Here is a 15464-nt window from a genome sequence, read left to right as displayed (position 1 = left end):
GCCAGCGGGCACACCACCCGCTTGAGCCACCGATAACTGCACCGTCGCTCTGCCCTGCAAAGGCGCGGATACGGCTTCTGCACGCCCGCAAAAGGCTCAGGTACCCCTTGCATCACGCTGCCACCTAACTAGAACAAGCAAACGGAGCATGACATGAGCATCAACACACTGGGTGTAACCGCCGTTCTGCTGGCGTCCGCCAGCCCCCTGCTGCAAGCCAGCGAGCAGGCCGAGTCGGCGGGGTTCATCGAAGGCAGCAAGCTGTCGATCAAGGCACGCAACATGTACATGCAGCGTGACAACCGCGCCAGCGGCGCGCGGCAGAACTACGGCGAGGAATGGGCCCAGGGCTTTATCGGTACCTTTCAGTCCGGCTTCACCCAAGGCACCCTGGGTTTCGGCATCGACCTGATCGGCCAGTACGCCTTCAAGCTCGACACGGGCGACGGCCGCACCGGTGGCGGCACCGGCCTGCTGGAGCAAGACAGCCACGGCGCCAAGCAGGACATCGGCAAGGCCGGCGCGGCGCTGAAAGTGCGCGCGTCCAACACCGTACTCAAGTACGGCACGCAAGTGATGGCAGTACCCGTGCTGGCCACCTCCGACAGCCGCCTGCTGCCAGAAACCGTCGACGGTTTCTCGCTCACCAGCAAGGAAATCCGCAACCTGCAGCTGGATGCCGGCCACTTCACCGGCCTGACCAACCGCAACCAGTCGTCCCGTGACAGCGGGCGCATGACTGCCGTGGACTACATCGGCGGCGTTTACACTTTCAATGAGCGGCTTTCCAGCAGCCTGTACTACGCAAAAACTGCCGAGCACTTTCGCAAGTACTACGTGAACACCCGCTATCTGATGCCGCTGGGCGCCAGCCAGTCGCTGAAGCTGGACTTCAACGCCTACGACACGCAAAGCATCGGCCAGGCCCGCAGTGGCGAACTGGACAACCGCATCTGGAGCCTGGGCGGCACCTGGACGCTGGGTGCACATGCCTTCACCCTGGCCTACCAGAAGGTGTCCGGCACCGGCGACTATGTGTACGGGCCGGACGGCAACGCGGTCTACAACTTTGCCAACTCGGTGCAGTACTCTGACTTCGACTACGAAAACGAGAAGTCCTGGCAGGCCCGCTATGACCTTAACCTGGCCGCTTACGGGGCGCCGGGGCTGAGCTTCATGACCCGCTACGTGAAAGGCACCGACTTCAAGAACGGCAGTGGCGGCGACCTGGATGGCAAGGCCTGGGAGCGCGATGTCGAATTGCGTTACGTGGTACAGGCCGGTATGGCCAAAGACTTGTCGCTGCGCGTGCGCCAGGCCAGCTACCGCAGCTCGGACCGCGGCGGGCAGATAGATGAAGTGCGGGTGATTACCGAGTACCCGTTGAATATTTTCTGATCGCGGTCACGCCCGGCAGGAGCTCGCGGCATGGCACCGCAAAGCAGGCGACGCGGTGCCAGCGCCATCAAGGTTTCAGTCCAGCACTGGTCGAAGCAACGCCTGCGCCTCATACAGTGGCGGCAAATAGCGCATGCGGATTTCATCCACACTCAATCGCGAGGCATGGGTCGTGATGGTCAGCGTCGCTTTCAGCTGCCCGGCACGGTCCAGCAACGGCACACCCAGTACGCGCATACCGATTTCATACTCCTGATCAACGATGCAGAAGCCCTGCCCCTTCACCCGCAGCAACTCCGCGTCTAACTGCACGCGGTCTGTCTGCGTATAAGGCGTCAACGCCCGCAGCGGGTTGCACGCAAAGTACTCATCCCGCTCCCCCTCACCCAGCCAGGCCAGCCAGATCCGCCCGCTGGCCGTGCAATACATCGGCACCCGCGAACCGGGCCTGATCGACAACGAAGCCACATGGCTGTAGCGACTGCGCACCAGGTGGATGATCTCGTCACCATCGCGGGTACCCACCGACACATGCTCCTGGGTCTGGCGGGCGACTTGCTCGACGATCGGCCGCAGCATGCGCGGCAGTTGCGCCGAGTCCACGTACGCCTGGCCGATACGCAAAGCCTTGGGCGTCAGCCAGTACTCGCGGCTGTCGGTTTCGGCAAAGCCCTCGTGCACCAAGGTCAACAAAAAACGCCGTGCGGCGCTTGGCGTAAGGCCCGACAACCTGGCCGCCTGCGGCACGCTCAGGCGCGGTTGCTCGGCGCTGAACAATTGCATCAGGGCCAGGCCTTTCTGCAAACCGGCGATCAGGTCGCGGGGGTGGATGGCGGGCGTGTTCATCTTTATGACTCGCAAGGGGAAAAAACAGCCGATTACTGCGATAACCGGATCATGATTGCGATTATCGCATTAAAAGCCCGATCAACGCATTGTTGCTCTCCCGCCCCTGCATCACGCTTGCCTCCACAACAACATCAATAAGGAGGTCAGCATGATTCGTGGTTCAACTGAACTGGTTGCCATCGTCGGTTCGCCCATTGCCCAGGTGAAGTCCCCCGAAAACTTCAACACCTGGTTCGCCAACAACAACTGCAACGTCGCCATGCTGCCCATCGACCTGCACGAAGCCGCGCTGGGCAGCTTTGCCGACAGCCTGCGCGGCTGGCAGAACCTGCGCGGTTGCGTGGTCACCGTGCCGTACAAGCAGGCCTTGGCCAGCCGCCTGGATGGCCTGAGCGAACGTGCAGCGGCCTTGGGTTCGGTCAATGTGATACGCCGCGAGCGCGACGGGCGCTTGCTGGGTGACAACGTGGACGGCGCCGGCTTCCTCGGTGCTGCGCGCAAGCATGGCTTTAACCCGGCGGGCAAACGGGCGCTGGTGATTGGGTGCGGCGGTGTTGGCAGTGCCATCAGCTATGCGCTGGGCGAAGCCGGGATTGCCAGCATCACCCTCCATGACCCCAGTTCTGAACGCTTGGGCGCAGTATGCGAACAGCTTGGCAATGCCTTCCCCGGGCTCAGCATCTGTACGCAGTTCAATGGACTGGAGGACTTCGACCTGGTGGCCAATGCCTCTCCTGTCGGTATGGGGGAAAACCCAGAGCTACCACTGTCTGCCGCGCTGCTGGCAACCCTGCAGCCCGACACCCTGGTCGCCGACGTGGTCACTTCGCCCGAAATCACCCCGCTGCTGAACCGCGCGCGGCAAGTAGGCTGCGCGACCCAGACCGGCCCGGAAATGGCCTTCGCCCAACTCGGCCACCTTGGCGCCTTCATGGGCGTGACACCACTTGAGATCTGAGGCCATGGCGACTCTTGAACCCATACAACACAGCTTTGACCTGGTGGTATTGGGCAGCGGCGCCGGTGGTTTTGCCGCTGCCGCCACGGCGGCTCGCCGCGGGCTGAAAGTGCTGGTAGTGGAAAAGGCCGAACGCTTTGGCGGCACCTCGGCGATATCCGGCGGTGCGGTGTGGCTGTACGGTACCGATCAAGCCCGCGCCGCGGGGGCCAAGGATTCACCCGAGGCCATGCGCACCTACCTCAAGCATGTAATCGGCGACGGCTACGAACCTGCCCTGGCAGACGCCTTCATCGAGCACGGTCACCAGGCGCTGCGCTGGCTGGAACAGCACACCGAGCTGCGCTACGCCCTGCGCCCGCACTCCCCGGACTACTACCCCGATGCCCCCGGCGCCACCCAGTTTGGTCGGGCGCTGGAAATGGTCGAGTACGACGGCAAGCACCTCGGCCCACGTTTCAAGGACCTGCAAATGCCACCGCCCGGCATGCTGTTGTTCGGTGGCATGATGGTCAACCGCGTGGATATCCAGCATTTCCTCAGCATCCGCCGTTCGCCCAAGTCGCTGTGGCATTGCCTGAAACTGATGGCACGTTATGCACGGGACCGCCTGCAGCATCCACGTGGCACCCGGCTGACAACCGGCAACGCATTGATTGCCCGCCTGGCCACCAGCGCCTTCGCCCATGGCACACAGCTGTGGTTGCGCAGCGAGGCCCTGGAACTGATCGTTGAACAGGGCGTGGTCACGGGCGTGGTGGTACAGCACGAGGGGCGCCGCGAGCGGGTACTGGCCCGGGGCGGCGTGGTGTGCGCCATGGGCGGGTTCGCGGCAGGCGCGCTTGCCGCTGGCTACCGGCCAACCCAGCAGGCAGCGCACCTGACCATGTCACCCGCAGCCAACGAAGGCGCAGCCCTGCGCCTTGGCCAGGCCGTGTCGGCAGCCCAGGGCGAGGGCCTGGCGGCCAACTTTTTCTGGGCGCCGGTTTCCGAACTGCGCCATGCCAGTGGCGAGCGTGAGCGCTTCCCGCACCTGGTCACCGACCGCGCCAAACCTGGCGTGATCGCGGTGAACCCGGCCGGGCGGCGCTTCGTCAACGAATCCGACTCCTACCACCACTTCGTGCAGACCATGTTCGCCAACGGCCTTGCCAGCTGCTGGCTGGTCTGCGATGCCGAGGCCATGAAGCGCTATGGCCTGGGCCTGGCGCGGCCGAAACCGGTGAACAACCAGGCGCTGATCGACGCCGGTTACCTGTATCAGGCTGCAACACCGCACGCCCTGGCCCAGGCCATCGGAGTCGACCCGCAGGTATTCGTGCACACCCTGGAGCAATTCAACGCCGACGCCTGCAACGGCATCGACCGCGCGTTCGGCAAAGGCGGCAACAGCTACAACCGCTACATGGGCGACCCGCAACACACGCCCAACCCGTGCCTGGCGCCGCTTGCCAACGGGCCGTACTACGCCATCCGTATCCACACCGGCGACCTCGGTTCGGCCTGCGGCCTGGTGACCGACGCCCACGCCAACGTGCTGAACCGCGACGGCCAGCCAATTGCCGGCCTGTATGCGGTCGGCAACGACATGAACTCACTGATGAAAGGCACCTACCCCGGCCCCGGCATCACCCTAGGCCCTGCCCTCACCTTCGGCTGGCTCGCTGCCAACCACATCACCGCGCGCCTGCAGGCGCCGGCCACCCAAACGGAGACCCCGGCATGTACTACGAATTGAGAACCTACACCCTCGACCCCCTGAAAATGGCCGACTGGCTGGCGCTGTACCAAAGCCATGCGCTGGAAGTGCAAAGCGAACACCTGGGCAACCTGGTGGGCTTTTTCACCAGCGAGTTCGGCGACGTCAACCAGGTAGTGCACATCTGGGGCTATGCCAGCCTCGACGAGCGTATCGCCCGCCGGGCCGCTATGGCAGCCGACCCGCGCTGGGCGGAATTCTCGCGGCGCAACCGCGAACTGGCGGCAGTCGTACGCCTGCAATCGCGGCTGATGCGGCCCACCGGCTTTTCGCCGCTGCAGTAAACCGGAAGCCACCTCCTACCAACGCCTGAGCGGAACCCTTGCATGCAACCCCTCGAATGCGACGTACTCGTCATCGGTTCCGGTGCCTCTGGCCTGGCGGCCGCCGTTACCGCCGCGCATCACGGCCTGCACGTGATCGTTGCGGAAAAAGCCAGCCAGCTGGGCGGCACCAGCGCCTGGTCGGGGGGCTGGCTGTGGGTACCGCGCAACCCACTGGCCATTGCCGAAGGCATCGTCGAAACCGACGATGCTCCAGAGCGCTACCTGCGTGCGCAAACCCATACCCACGATCTGGACCCACGCCAGCGTGCATTCCTGCGCCACGGCCCGGAGATGGTGGCGTTTTTCCAACAGCACACCGCTGTACAGTTTCAGTCCGGCAGCCGCATGCCCGACATGCGTGAAGGCGACGGCAGCGCATACGGCGGCCGCTCGCTGTGCGCCCTTCCATACGACGGCCGCCTGCTCGGCCCTTGGCTGCACAGGCTGCGTCCACCGCTGGACATCGTCAGCCTGGCCGGCATGGGCATTGCCGGCGGCCCAGACATGGCCGCTTTTTTCAATGCCACCCGCTCGCCCAAGGCAGCGCTGCATGTGGGTAAGCGCCTGCTGCGTCACGGGCGTGACTTACTCCTGCACCGACGCGGCCAGCAACTGGTCAATGGCAACGCACTGGTCGCACGCCTGCTGCGCAGCGCCCTCGACTTGGGTGTCACATTGCTGACAGACAAACCGGCCAGTCGCCTGTTGGGTGAAGGGCGGGTCGACGGCGCGCTGTTTGCCGATGGCCAGGCGATCCACGCACGCCGCGGCGTAGTGCTGGCCTGTGGCGGCTTCCCGCATGATCGACAGCGCATCGCTCAATTGATGGCGCATGCGCCGGATGGCACCCGGCATTACTCTGCCGCGCCCGAAGAAAACAGCGGCGACGGCCTGCGCCTGGGCGAACAGGCCGGTGGCCTGGTGAGCACCGAGCTGGCCCAATCCGGCGCCTGGGCACCGGTCTCACGAGTACCACACAGTGATGGCACCTTCGGCCATTTCCCACACCTGATCGACCGCGCCAAACCCGGCTTCATCGCCGTGCGCCGCGATGGCCGACGCTTCGTCAACGAAGCCGATTGCTACCATGACTTCATGAACGCACTGTTTGCCGCCACGCCTCAAGGCGAACCCCCAGAGGCCTGGCTGATCTGCGACCACGCCGCGCAACGCCGCTACGGCATCGGCTGGGCCAAGCCGTTTCCCTTCCCCACCCGCCCTTACCAGCACTGTGGCTACCTGCACAGCGGCGCTACGCTGGCACAGCTGGCGCAGCGCTGCGGGATTGATGCCGAGCAGTTGCAGCGCACGGTGGAAGGCTTCAATCGCCCCGCGGCACAAGGTGAAGACCCGACCTTCCAGCGCGGCGCGTCAGCCTACAACCGGGCCCAGGGCGAACCGCAGCAGGCGCCCAACCCGTCACTTCGACCATTGCTGAAGGGGCCGTTTTACGCGGTGAAACTGCTGCCAGGCAGCCTTGGCACTTTCGCCGGTCTGGGCACCGACGCCTCGGCCCGTGTGCTGGACCACGCTGGGCAGCCGATACCCGGGCTGTTTGCGGTGGGTAACGACATGCACAGCGTGATGGGTGGGCACTACCCGAGCGGTGGGATTACCCTTGGGCCGGGGATGACCTTTGGGTATCTGGCCGGTAGAACGTTAAGTGGCCTGGGCTCACCGTGACCTCCACGAGGGCTGGTTTTCATAAAGGCTGCCCATGCGCTTGCTCTACCAGAGCCACCTTAGGCGACTGTTGCAACAACCCTCGTGGCAAGCGGAAGCTTTTGAACGGTTGCTGGGTAATGGGATTGAAGGCCTTTTCAGCATTCAGCCTATAGCGCATCACGCCATCACCGGTCCTGAAGCTCAGGTCTACGCTGGTTGGCGTGCGCCCATTGAGTGAGCCGCGGCTGAGCAAGCGGAACATCGACCATGGCCCGCGGTACTCCAGGCTGCTGCTGTTACCGTTCTGCCTGAGCAAGGTAAGGTTGCTGCGCACCTGCTGCCCCAAAGTATTGGGCCAGACGATCCCGGTGATCTGGCTCGGTCCATGGGTGTAGGCGATCAACTGGCCATCCAGGTCCAGCAGGCTGGTGCGCTGGTTCGCACTGAGCCCCAACGGCTCGATGCTGAACTGCACACTCAGCCTGCCGCGTTGGTCGAAGAAGGTTTCGCGAATGCGATCCGCCAGCTGGAGTTGCTCGATCACATCGGTGCGAACCAAGGATTGCCCATGCTGAACGGACTGCAAGGCCTCAAGGTTTTCCTTGAGGAAGACGTCCAGATATTGATCACGAAACTGCTGCAGGCGTCCTTTTGGCCCGAAGAAGGCCTCGAAATCATCCAGTGAAGCATCGGGTGCCTTCACCATAAAGGGGTAGCGGCCGGCCAGACGTTGCTGGAAGAAGCTGTACACTTCAGCATCCCAACGTCGCTCCAGTTCGCGCAGTGCTTCAACGTTCAGCACCTGGGCGGTCTGCTCGGCGAGCTTTCTGACCTGGTGGTTGATGGGTTCAGGCAAGCCTGTGGAAACACGTTGCAGGGTGCCGATCGGGTCTTGTCCTGTCATCGCAAAGCGCTGATGCACGGCCTGCAGTGCGGCCTTGCCGCGGTCCGGGCTGTCCTGTACGGCCTTGGCGTAGTCCAGCACAGCCGCAACAGCGCCAAGGGTTTCATCGTAGTAGCTCGGTTTTTCTCCTGTCGCCTGCAGCATCGCGCCCAAGCCTGCAAACGCCCGCTGGATGGCCAACGCTTGCTGTTGTTCGGGTTTGCCTGTTGCTGAGCGCAGCGTATTCAGTTCACCCGTTACTTCAACACCCGCTGGCGAAGCGAGTGAAGTGTTGTCCCTGACCGTATCCAGCAGCCGCTGCAAAGGTGCTGCTGGGCCGGTCAACTGCTGCAGGACCGTGACACCATGGTCCAGATCACGGAAGTCGGCCACGGCGAAGGCGTTCAAGGCGCGTCGCCAACTGTCAATGTAATCGGCGCTGTAGAGGTTGTGCAGCCGTTCGGTCAGCGCATTACGGTCGACGTCCGAATAGTCGAGTTGGCTGCGCTCCCCCAAGGCCCACTGGTCGACCATCGCCATTTCAGCGAACCGCTGGCTGCGCGGCTCGAAGTATTCCCTGAAGCCTTTGGCGGTAAGCATGGCGGCCAGCAGTACCGCCTCCTCCCCTTGCCTGGCCCCGGAAGACGGCTGGTACACCACATCGAACGCAGGCCCTACCTGGTGGCGCAGGTCCAGCCCGGTGTGCAACTGCTCTTGCGCCTGTTGCTTCAGCCCCGCATAGACCCGCTGTGCCAACGGCAATTTACGCAACGCCTGCTGCACTTCGCTGACACGCTGACGGTACTGCGGCAAATCGGTATCGGCATAGGCCAAGGCGTACTTCAAATGCTGCATGAGGTCTCGCTGAAGTTGTCCCTGGCCAGGGAAAGCCCGTTGCCACTGACGGGCCATCCAGTCCTCGACCCATTCGGGCCGGCGGCTGTCGCGGTCCTCGATCATCCGGTAAACCCTGAGCGCGGCCATCTGTTGTTCGCTACCCGGTGGTGCTGCGTCCATGGCATCGATCACACCACTGGCCAAGGCCGGCAAGAATCGCCTGGACAACAAGCTCAGGTACGCCTCATCAATCAGGGGGCCAATGTTGCGCCCTTGATACAGGCCAAAATCGGCTACACCCAGCCATGCCGCGCGATAGTCGCCAAACACCGCCACCGCATCGCGAATCTGGTCCAGTGGCTCCAGCAGGTTGCGCCCGGTCGGATCAAGACGCAGATCGACTTCCTGCCGGCTGTACTCCTGGCTTTTGGCAAACACACTGGCAGCCTTGGCGCTATTGATATCGAAGTAGCGCTGCCAGCTGGCGATGGCGATGCCGAACGCCAGGAGGCCTACGCCAGAACCGATCCACAGCAACTGGCGCTTGCTGCGCGCTACCCGGACGTTGTCGCCCGCCAGACCGGCCTCCTGATAGATAACCCGCCTGAATGCTTGCTGGATGAAATAGACCAACGCCTTGCCCTGCGCCTTGCCCTCACGCAGGGGAAGTTTTGTCTTGTAGGGCTGTGCCGCTTCACGGACAAATGCATTGTGCATGTCGCCGAGCTGCACCACTGACGACCAATATACGCCACGTACCAACGGTGGCGTGGTGAAACGGTCACTTGCCAAGGCTTCGCGAAGAAATGCCAGCAGTATGGGGCGCAACCCGACCAGTTGCGCCTGCAGTGAGAGCAGGCGCCCGCGCGGCGATGTTTTGCCCAGCACATCCAGGTGATCGAAGACCTGCTCGTTCAATGTGGCGAGAAACCGCCCGTAGTGGTCGTCATACTCATCCAGCCAGGCGTCGAATGCCTCAACCGCATCCAGGTTGAACGTGAACCCCAACAGGCTTTCACGCTTGGCGGCCGGAAGCTTGCTGTAGAACTGGTCGAAGCCGTCCAGCAGATCGAATTTGGTCAGTACCACGTAGAGTGGCAGGCGCGACCCCAGCTGGGTGCTGACTTCGTACAGGCGTGTGCGCAACCCGTGGGCCAGCGCGACGCGTTGCTCGGGCTTGCCATGCAACAGCGCTGGCAGATCCACGACCAGCAACACACCATTAAGCGCGCGCTGGCTTCGGTTACGCACCAGCCAGCCCAACAGGTGCTCCCACAACCGGGCCTCGGTACCGGGCGGCGCGGAGGGTTCGGACTCGGAGGGGGCGTTGGCCGCCAAGCCCGTCGGTGTTTTTTGACTGATGAAGACACCGGGCGGATCAATGATCACAGCATCGTCGCTGACCCACCAGCCTACCGGGTAGGCCAGTGCTTCAGCCTGTCGACCCCGTGCCTGGGTCTGGTCGATTCGCGTCAGGGTGAAGCGCTGATCAGTGCGGTCGATGAAGCTGGTTTTACCGGACTTTTCGTCGCCCAACACCAGGTACCAGGGCAGCCGGTACAGCGCACGTCGTCCACCGGCATTGTCGAGGTATCGCGCAAGCCCCTGGCTCAACGCCTTCTCTTGCGCCTGCATGAACGGTAGCGTGCCATCCAGTTCGACGGTGCGTGCCTGCCGGCGTTCTGCTTGCAGGCGGCGTAAGCGCCGGCGCACCACTACAAGCCAGCACAAGAGCGGCACCAGCACGAGTACCAGGCTTGCCACGCTGCGATGCGCCACACTTGCCAGCGGCTGGTGCTCACGCCACATCCATTGCGGGCCAAGCCACCAGATAGCGACCAGCATCAGCAAGGCGCCAAGCCCGAGCAGCAGCGGCAGCGCCAGGCCAATGCGCGTTACCCACGGCAAGCCCCAACGTTTGAGTTGCGTCCATATTTGATTCATCGAGGCTCCTGATTCTTGTCTTGAACTGCCAGTGCTGGGGATGTCGCGTACTGCTGAAGCCGCTGGAACACTTCTGGCTCCCACGCACTGGCGGTGGTTTGCTGCATCGTTTGGGCAACGCTGGCGCACAGGTCCTGGGCCAGCCAGGACACACCCCGCGCGGCCAGCAGGTCGGCAGCGATCACGGTGGCGTGGCAGCGCTCACGAGGAGCACGAAAGCTCGCTTGCAGCCCTTGCAGCCTAAGGAGCACCGGTTCTACACCGGCGGTTTCCAGCTGGCTGACCAGCTCCTCGCGCAGGCCTCCAAACTCGTGTGAGGTTGCACTTTGCTCAGAAGGCCCTTGCGTGCCTTTGAGCCAGGCCAGGCATTGGTCGTCGACAAACACCGTGCCGTCGCTGAAGCACAACTGCTGCAGCGCCGGCATGCGCTGTACAAACCGGGCAGTCGCACAACGGATGGCTTCAGCCACCTCGTCCATCGCCAGCCGCGTGGCAACGGTCGCAGCCAGAAAGCTGCCACGAATCCAGTAGGGGCAAGCCGTTGCGCTTTTTTCAATACGCTGAAGCAGTGCAGGGTCAAATGCCGTACTGGCAATGGCCTCTTCATAGACCCGCGTGATATCCAGCGGAACCGCCATCAATTCCGTACGGTTAGCCTGCCTGGCCTGGGGAGCAGATTGAATGTGCGCCCACAACCCAAAACGCCGTAACTGGTAGCCGGTAGCGTCATACGGGTCCTGCTGGTTGATGAGCTCGGCCATGGCGAGCACGGCCCGCCGTGTCTCACGCTCATTGCCCATCGACAGGCGTGACGCGGGTGTGGCGATGACGTCGGCCAGCGGCGCAGGTTTCACGCTTGCCGCCGGTGCCTTGGGTATCGCACCCTCGCCGACACCGTTGGCGAGCTCTATGTGCTTTCGCAGCAGGCGCTCCAGTTCGTCGAGAACAGCTGCCTCCAGCTGTGCCGCGCCCTGTTGCTGCAGGTGCTTCAACGCCGCCTGCGCTGCCGCTGCATGGGTAGGGGTATAGGTGAAACGGTCAAGACGCGGTAACGCCTCGGTCAAACGATTGATTACCAGGCCAACCAGCTTGCGCTTGCCCAGGAAGCCTTTCGGCCCCGGCTTGGGATGAGCGGGTTCCCAGTAGCACTCGATCATGCCGGCCAGCAACGCCAAGGTGTATCCCCAACGCTCCCAGCAGCCGCTACGCAGCCATGCGGCACTCAGGTGCGCAACAATTCGCAAATGCTTGCATTGCTGGCTCAGGTACTGACGGGATGCTTCTTCGATGTAGACCCAGTCGATCGAGGTGTCCTGCAGCCCACCCAGCTTGACCATCTCCTGGTCAATGGCCTGATAGGTTTCGTCCTCGACATCGAACAGCCCAGCCGGCACTGCTGGATCAATCGGTGCGAGCAGCCGAGCGACTTCGACCGCAGATACCTGCGCTACCACCGACATGTGCTTCGCGCCTGGCTGATCAAAGGGTCCAGGCCTTGTGCATCGAAGGTCAGCCCGTCGATCTCGCCGTGCTCACTCACAACCTCGATACGCTGGGCACCGATCAGTTTCCTGATCTGCTCGATGGCTGGCAGGCCCCGCCCAGCATCTAGCACCTGCCCGTTCTCCATCACCTGCCAGGGCGTCTCACGGGTAGACCAGCCCTCCCCGGTCAGCCGTACCTTGACCCAGCTTGCGTCGATCGGGCGCCTGGCAATCAGCTGCAGCCGGGAGATGGCCTGGATGCAACTGATCGCCATGTAGGTAGTTTCATCACCCGATGCAATGGCGGGCGCCGAAATCACCAGCGCAGGTGCGCCAGCACCGTCCTGCGTCTGGCTGCCGATGCGAAACGTCAGGTCATCCGATGCCCGTGCAGCTTCATTTGCCATCACGCGCAACACACTGGGGGCCTGCTGCTCCGGTGCGGACCACTGTCGTTTTGGCGTATACGCCGGAGTGCCCGCAGCCTGATCGAAACAGGCCAGTCGCTCGACGTTGGACACAATCCGGGGGCAGTCCCGCGTGGGGCCCGCCAGCACCGATTGCAGACAAAACAGCAACGAGAGACCGGCGCCATATGCACAGCGGTTAATCATCCTGAACTTACTCTCTGAAATAGTACAAACGGCCTATATGACGGCGCGAACTTTCCTACAAATAAACACCAATGCCCATATGCGCATACAGCCAACTCCAACAAACCCAGCAGAAGCCTAATACAGAGTTCCGAGTGCACACAAACAAATATTTACTTACATCTTCACACTCGACCACCGAACACTTTTCCATGCATGGTTTTTATAGAAAACGGGCAGCCAGCCCGATCAATTAAACATACGCAGGAAACTTCCTACAAGACCGCAACAACAATAAACACAACTTGCATCTAAATTTCCTACAACCCAACAGGGAGTTACGTACTGATGTCTAAGAACACGGGATCCGTCGCACCTAAAGAACGCGTCAATATCAAGTATGTCCCCGCGACGAGCGATGAGCAGGCTGAGGTGGAGCTGCCCCACAAGATGCTGGTTCTGGGCGACTTCGGCCTGGATGACAGCCGTGCGCTTGAGGACCGCCAGGTCGTGCGCATCGATAAACACACATTCAACAGCGTATTGAACGACGCCGGCGTGAGCCTGGACGTGTCTGTGCCCTCCAGGCTCAGCACCGCCCCGGATGCCGAGCTGGCGGTCCACCTGCAGTTCAGGTCCATCACCGATTTCGGACCGGACCGGATCGCGCGCCAGGTGCCAGAGCTGAACAAGCTGCTGGAGCTGCGTGAAGCGCTGGTCGCCCTGAAAGGCCCACTGGGCAACGTCCCGGCCTTCCGCAAGCAACTGCAGCACCTGCTTAACAACGAGCAGGCCCGTAAACAGCTTGCCCAAGAGCTGGACCTGGTGCTTGAAGCACCCGAAAAAGACTGAGACAACGGAGCGTCCCCCATGCCTAAGCCAAGCAACACCACCATCACCACAGACGCAACGACCGACACGTTGGGCAGTGCCTCCTTGCTGGACCAGATCATGGCAGAAACCAAACTGGTACCTGCTCAAGAGGGCTACCAGGTTGCCAGGCAGGGCGTATCTGCGTTCATCGCCGAAATCCTCAAAAGCAATGACCCGGATCAACTGATCAACAAACACCGGGCCGACCAGATGATTGCCGAAATCGACCGGGTACTCAGCAAACAGATGGATGCCATTCTGCATCAGCCTGAGTTCCAGCAGCTCGAATCATCATGGCGCAGCCTGAAACTTCTGGTCGACCGCACGGATTTCAGGGAAAACATCAAACTCGAAGTCTTGCATGCCAGTAAAGATGACCTGCTGGACGACTTCGAAAACGCTGCGGACATCACCTGCAGCGGTATCTACAAACATGTTTACACCGCAGGTTACGGCCAATTCGGGGGGGAGCCGGTTGCAGCCATGATTGGCAACTACAACTTCGGCCCCTCTTCCCCTGATATCAAGCTGCTGAGTTACATGGCCTCCGTTGGCGCCATGTCCCATGCTCCCTTTCTTGCCGCACCTGCCCCCGAGTTCTTCAACTTGAGCAGCTTCGAGGAGCTGCCCAACCTCAAGGAAATAAAAGACCTCTTCGCCGGCCCACGGCATGCCAAGTGGCGTGCATTTCGTGAAAGCGAAGACGCCCGCCATGTCGCGTTGACCGGGCCGCGCTTCATGCTTCGCTCCGCTTACCACCCGCAGGAACAACCGATCGAGAGCTTCAACTACGACGAAGACATCGCCGGGCAGCACGACAACTACCTGTGGGGCAATTCTGCGTTTCTGTTGGCCAGTTGCATCAACGACAGCTTCGCCCGCTACCGCTGGTGCCCGAACATCATCGGCCCTCAATCGGGTGGTGCCGTCGAAGACTTGCCGGTGCACCTGTACGAATCCTTGGGCCAGTTGCAGGCCAAGATTCCTACCGAGGTGCTGATATCCGACCGCAAGGAGTTCGAACTGGCCGAAGAGGGCTTCATCGCCCTGACCATGCGCAAAGACAGCGACAACGCCGCGTTCTTCTCGGCCAACTCGGTGCAAAGGCCCAAGAACTTCCCGAAAACCCCCGAGGGGCTGGAGGCTCAGACCAACTACAAGCTGGGTACCCAGTTGCCCTACCTGTTCATCGTCAACCGGCTGGCTCACTACATCAAGGTGCTACAGCGCGAGCAGATCGGTAGCTGGAAGGAGCGCCGTGACCTTGAGTCCGAGTTGAACAAATGGATCAAGCAGTACGTCGCCGACCAGGAGAACCCGTCTGCCGACGTTCGCAGTCGCCGGCCACTGCGAGCCGCCAGAATCGAGGTCTCGGATGTTGCCGGTGACCCGGGCTGGTACCAGGTTTCGCTCGCCGTGCGCCCGCACTTCAAGTACATGGGTGCGAATTTCGAAATCTCCCTGGTCGGGCGGCTCGATACGCAATGAGTGGGCTTTTTGATCGTTTGATGCGGGATCAGTGTACCAGCCGGGAGCCGTCCCGACGGGAGAGCGCTTCCCACAAGTTCGCCGCCATCAAGTGCCACCTCGAAACATTGCTGAATGCCCGCCAGGGGTGCTCCCAGAGCAGCCCTGAGCTGGGCCTGCGCGACTTCAACGGGCATGACGTTAACAACGGCGACTTGCTCGTACAGGTGAGCGCGGATATCCGCCGCACCCTGCAGCGCTTCGAGCCACGCATACAGATACGCACGCTCAAAGCAGTGCCCGATGCCCATGCCCCGCTGGAGCTGCATTTCAGGCTGGATTGCCTGGTCCAGGTCAACAACCACGCCGAGCGACTGCAACTCGAGCTGCTGGTCAACGGGCACAACCGCTACACCCGAGTGAGGTGA

At 62.1% G+C, this 15464-nt stretch carries 12 protein-coding genes; 8 read left to right on the top strand and 4 right to left on the bottom strand.

Going from position 1 to position 15464, the window contains the following annotated elements; all coding sequences use genetic code 11:
• The first annotated feature begins 153 nt into the window (after positions 1-153).
• Positions 154-1398 (top strand): OprD family porin, encoded by a 1245-nt coding sequence (locus tag ABOC32_RS14600; RefSeq protein ID WP_426811544.1) that lies wholly within the window; start codon positions 154-156, stop codon positions 1396-1398.
• A gap of 75 nt (positions 1399-1473) precedes the next feature.
• Here ABOC32_RS14600 and ABOC32_RS14595 read toward each other — a convergent pair whose 3' ends face one another.
• Entirely contained in the window at positions 1474-2244 is a 771-nt protein-coding gene (locus tag ABOC32_RS14595) for an IclR family transcriptional regulator (protein WP_426811543.1), read from the bottom strand.
• A 151-nt stretch (positions 2245-2395) separates the two neighbouring features.
• Between ABOC32_RS14595 and ABOC32_RS14590 the strand changes: the two genes are divergently transcribed.
• The 4 genes from ABOC32_RS14590 to ABOC32_RS14575 are packed head-to-tail and all read left to right on the top strand — an operon-like array spanning position 2396 to position 6973.
• The gene (locus ABOC32_RS14590) at positions 2396-3205 is read left to right on the top strand and encodes a shikimate dehydrogenase family protein (RefSeq protein ID WP_426811542.1); all 810 of its coding nucleotides are present in this window, start codon (positions 2396-2398) and stop codon (positions 3203-3205) included.
• Between the two features lie 4 nt (positions 3206-3209).
• On the top strand, positions 3210-4943 hold the full coding sequence (locus ABOC32_RS14585; RefSeq protein WP_426811541.1) for an FAD-dependent oxidoreductase: 1734 nt from the start codon (positions 3210-3212) through the stop codon (positions 4941-4943).
• On the top strand, positions 4928-5248 hold the full coding sequence (locus ABOC32_RS14580; protein ID WP_016500295.1) for an NIPSNAP family protein: 321 nt from the start codon (positions 4928-4930) through the stop codon (positions 5246-5248). The genes ABOC32_RS14585 and ABOC32_RS14580 overlap by 16 nt, the downstream gene beginning before the upstream one ends.
• Before the next feature lie 42 nt (positions 5249-5290).
• On the top strand, positions 5291-6973 hold the full coding sequence (locus ABOC32_RS14575; protein WP_426811540.1) for an FAD-dependent oxidoreductase: 1683 nt from the start codon (positions 5291-5293) through the stop codon (positions 6971-6973).
• Positions 6974-6992: 19 nt separating this feature from the next.
• Here the strand turns inward: ABOC32_RS14575 and tssM are convergent, their stop codons facing one another.
• From tssM to vasI, 3 genes are read right to left on the bottom strand one after another with little or no spacing between them, the layout of a single operon-like run.
• On the bottom strand, positions 6993-10619 hold the full coding sequence (tssM, locus tag ABOC32_RS14570) for a type VI secretion system membrane subunit TssM (RefSeq protein ID WP_426811539.1): 3627 nt from the start codon (positions 10617-10619) through the stop codon (positions 6993-6995).
• Positions 10616-12079, bottom strand: coding sequence for a type VI secretion system protein TssA (tssA, locus tag ABOC32_RS14565; RefSeq protein WP_426811538.1), 1464 nt, complete (start codon positions 12077-12079; stop codon positions 10616-10618). Before tssA ends, tssM begins: the two co-directional genes overlap by 4 nt.
• The gene (gene vasI / locus ABOC32_RS14560; protein ID WP_426811537.1) at positions 12067-12717 is read right to left on the bottom strand and encodes a type VI secretion system-associated protein VasI; all 651 of its coding nucleotides are present in this window, start codon (positions 12715-12717) and stop codon (positions 12067-12069) included. Before vasI ends, tssA begins: the two co-directional genes overlap by 13 nt.
• A gap of 327 nt (positions 12718-13044) precedes the next feature.
• On the opposite strand from vasI, the gene tssB reads away from it, so the two are divergent.
• The 3 genes from tssB to tssE are packed head-to-tail and all read left to right on the top strand — an operon-like array spanning position 13045 to position 15464.
• Entirely contained in the window at positions 13045-13548 is a 504-nt protein-coding gene (tssB, locus tag ABOC32_RS14555) for a type VI secretion system contractile sheath small subunit (RefSeq protein ID WP_426811536.1), read from the top strand.
• Between the two features lie 18 nt (positions 13549-13566).
• Positions 13567-15057, top strand: coding sequence for a type VI secretion system contractile sheath large subunit (gene tssC, locus ABOC32_RS14550; RefSeq protein ID WP_426811535.1), 1491 nt, complete (start codon positions 13567-13569; stop codon positions 15055-15057).
• Positions 15054-15464: a type VI secretion system baseplate subunit TssE gene (tssE, locus tag ABOC32_RS14545; RefSeq protein WP_426811534.1), complete on the top strand. Its 411-nt coding sequence runs from the start codon at positions 15054-15056 to the stop codon at positions 15462-15464. The genes tssC and tssE overlap by 4 nt, the downstream gene beginning before the upstream one ends.

The organism is Pseudomonas sp. WOUb67, assembly GCF_050058005.1.
Lineage (GTDB): Bacteria > Pseudomonadota > Gammaproteobacteria > Pseudomonadales > Pseudomonadaceae > Aquipseudomonas > Aquipseudomonas putida_R.
This window is presented reverse-complemented; position numbering and strand designations above follow the sequence as displayed.

Bases quoted from the DNA above. Each gene is read 5' to 3' on its own strand.
- tssB (WP_426811536.1), top strand. From the start codon at position 13,045: ATGTCTAAGAACACGGGATCCGTCGCACCTAAAGAACGCGTCAATATC.
- ABOC32_RS14580 (WP_016500295.1), top strand. From the start codon at position 4,928: ATGTACTACGAATTGAGAACCTACACCCTCGACCCCCTGAAAATGGCC.
- ABOC32_RS14600 (WP_426811544.1), top strand. From the start codon at position 154: ATGAGCATCAACACACTGGGTGTAACCGCCGTTCTGCTGGCGTCCGCC.
- tssA (WP_426811538.1), bottom strand. From the start codon at position 12,079: ATGTCGGTGGTAGCGCAGGTATCTGCGGTCGAAGTCGCTCGGCTGCTC.
- tssE (WP_426811534.1), top strand. From the start codon at position 15,054: ATGAGTGGGCTTTTTGATCGTTTGATGCGGGATCAGTGTACCAGCCGG.
- ABOC32_RS14585 (WP_426811541.1), top strand. From the start codon at position 3,210: ATGGCGACTCTTGAACCCATACAACACAGCTTTGACCTGGTGGTATTG.
- tssC (WP_426811535.1), top strand. From the start codon at position 13,567: ATGCCTAAGCCAAGCAACACCACCATCACCACAGACGCAACGACCGAC.
- vasI (WP_426811537.1), bottom strand. From the start codon at position 12,717: ATGATTAACCGCTGTGCATATGGCGCCGGTCTCTCGTTGCTGTTTTGT.
- tssM (WP_426811539.1), bottom strand. From the start codon at position 10,619: ATGAATCAAATATGGACGCAACTCAAACGTTGGGGCTTGCCGTGGGTA.
- ABOC32_RS14590 (WP_426811542.1), top strand. From the start codon at position 2,396: ATGATTCGTGGTTCAACTGAACTGGTTGCCATCGTCGGTTCGCCCATT.
- ABOC32_RS14595 (WP_426811543.1), bottom strand. From the start codon at position 2,244: ATGAACACGCCCGCCATCCACCCCCGCGACCTGATCGCCGGTTTGCAG.
- ABOC32_RS14575 (WP_426811540.1), top strand. From the start codon at position 5,291: ATGCAACCCCTCGAATGCGACGTACTCGTCATCGGTTCCGGTGCCTCT.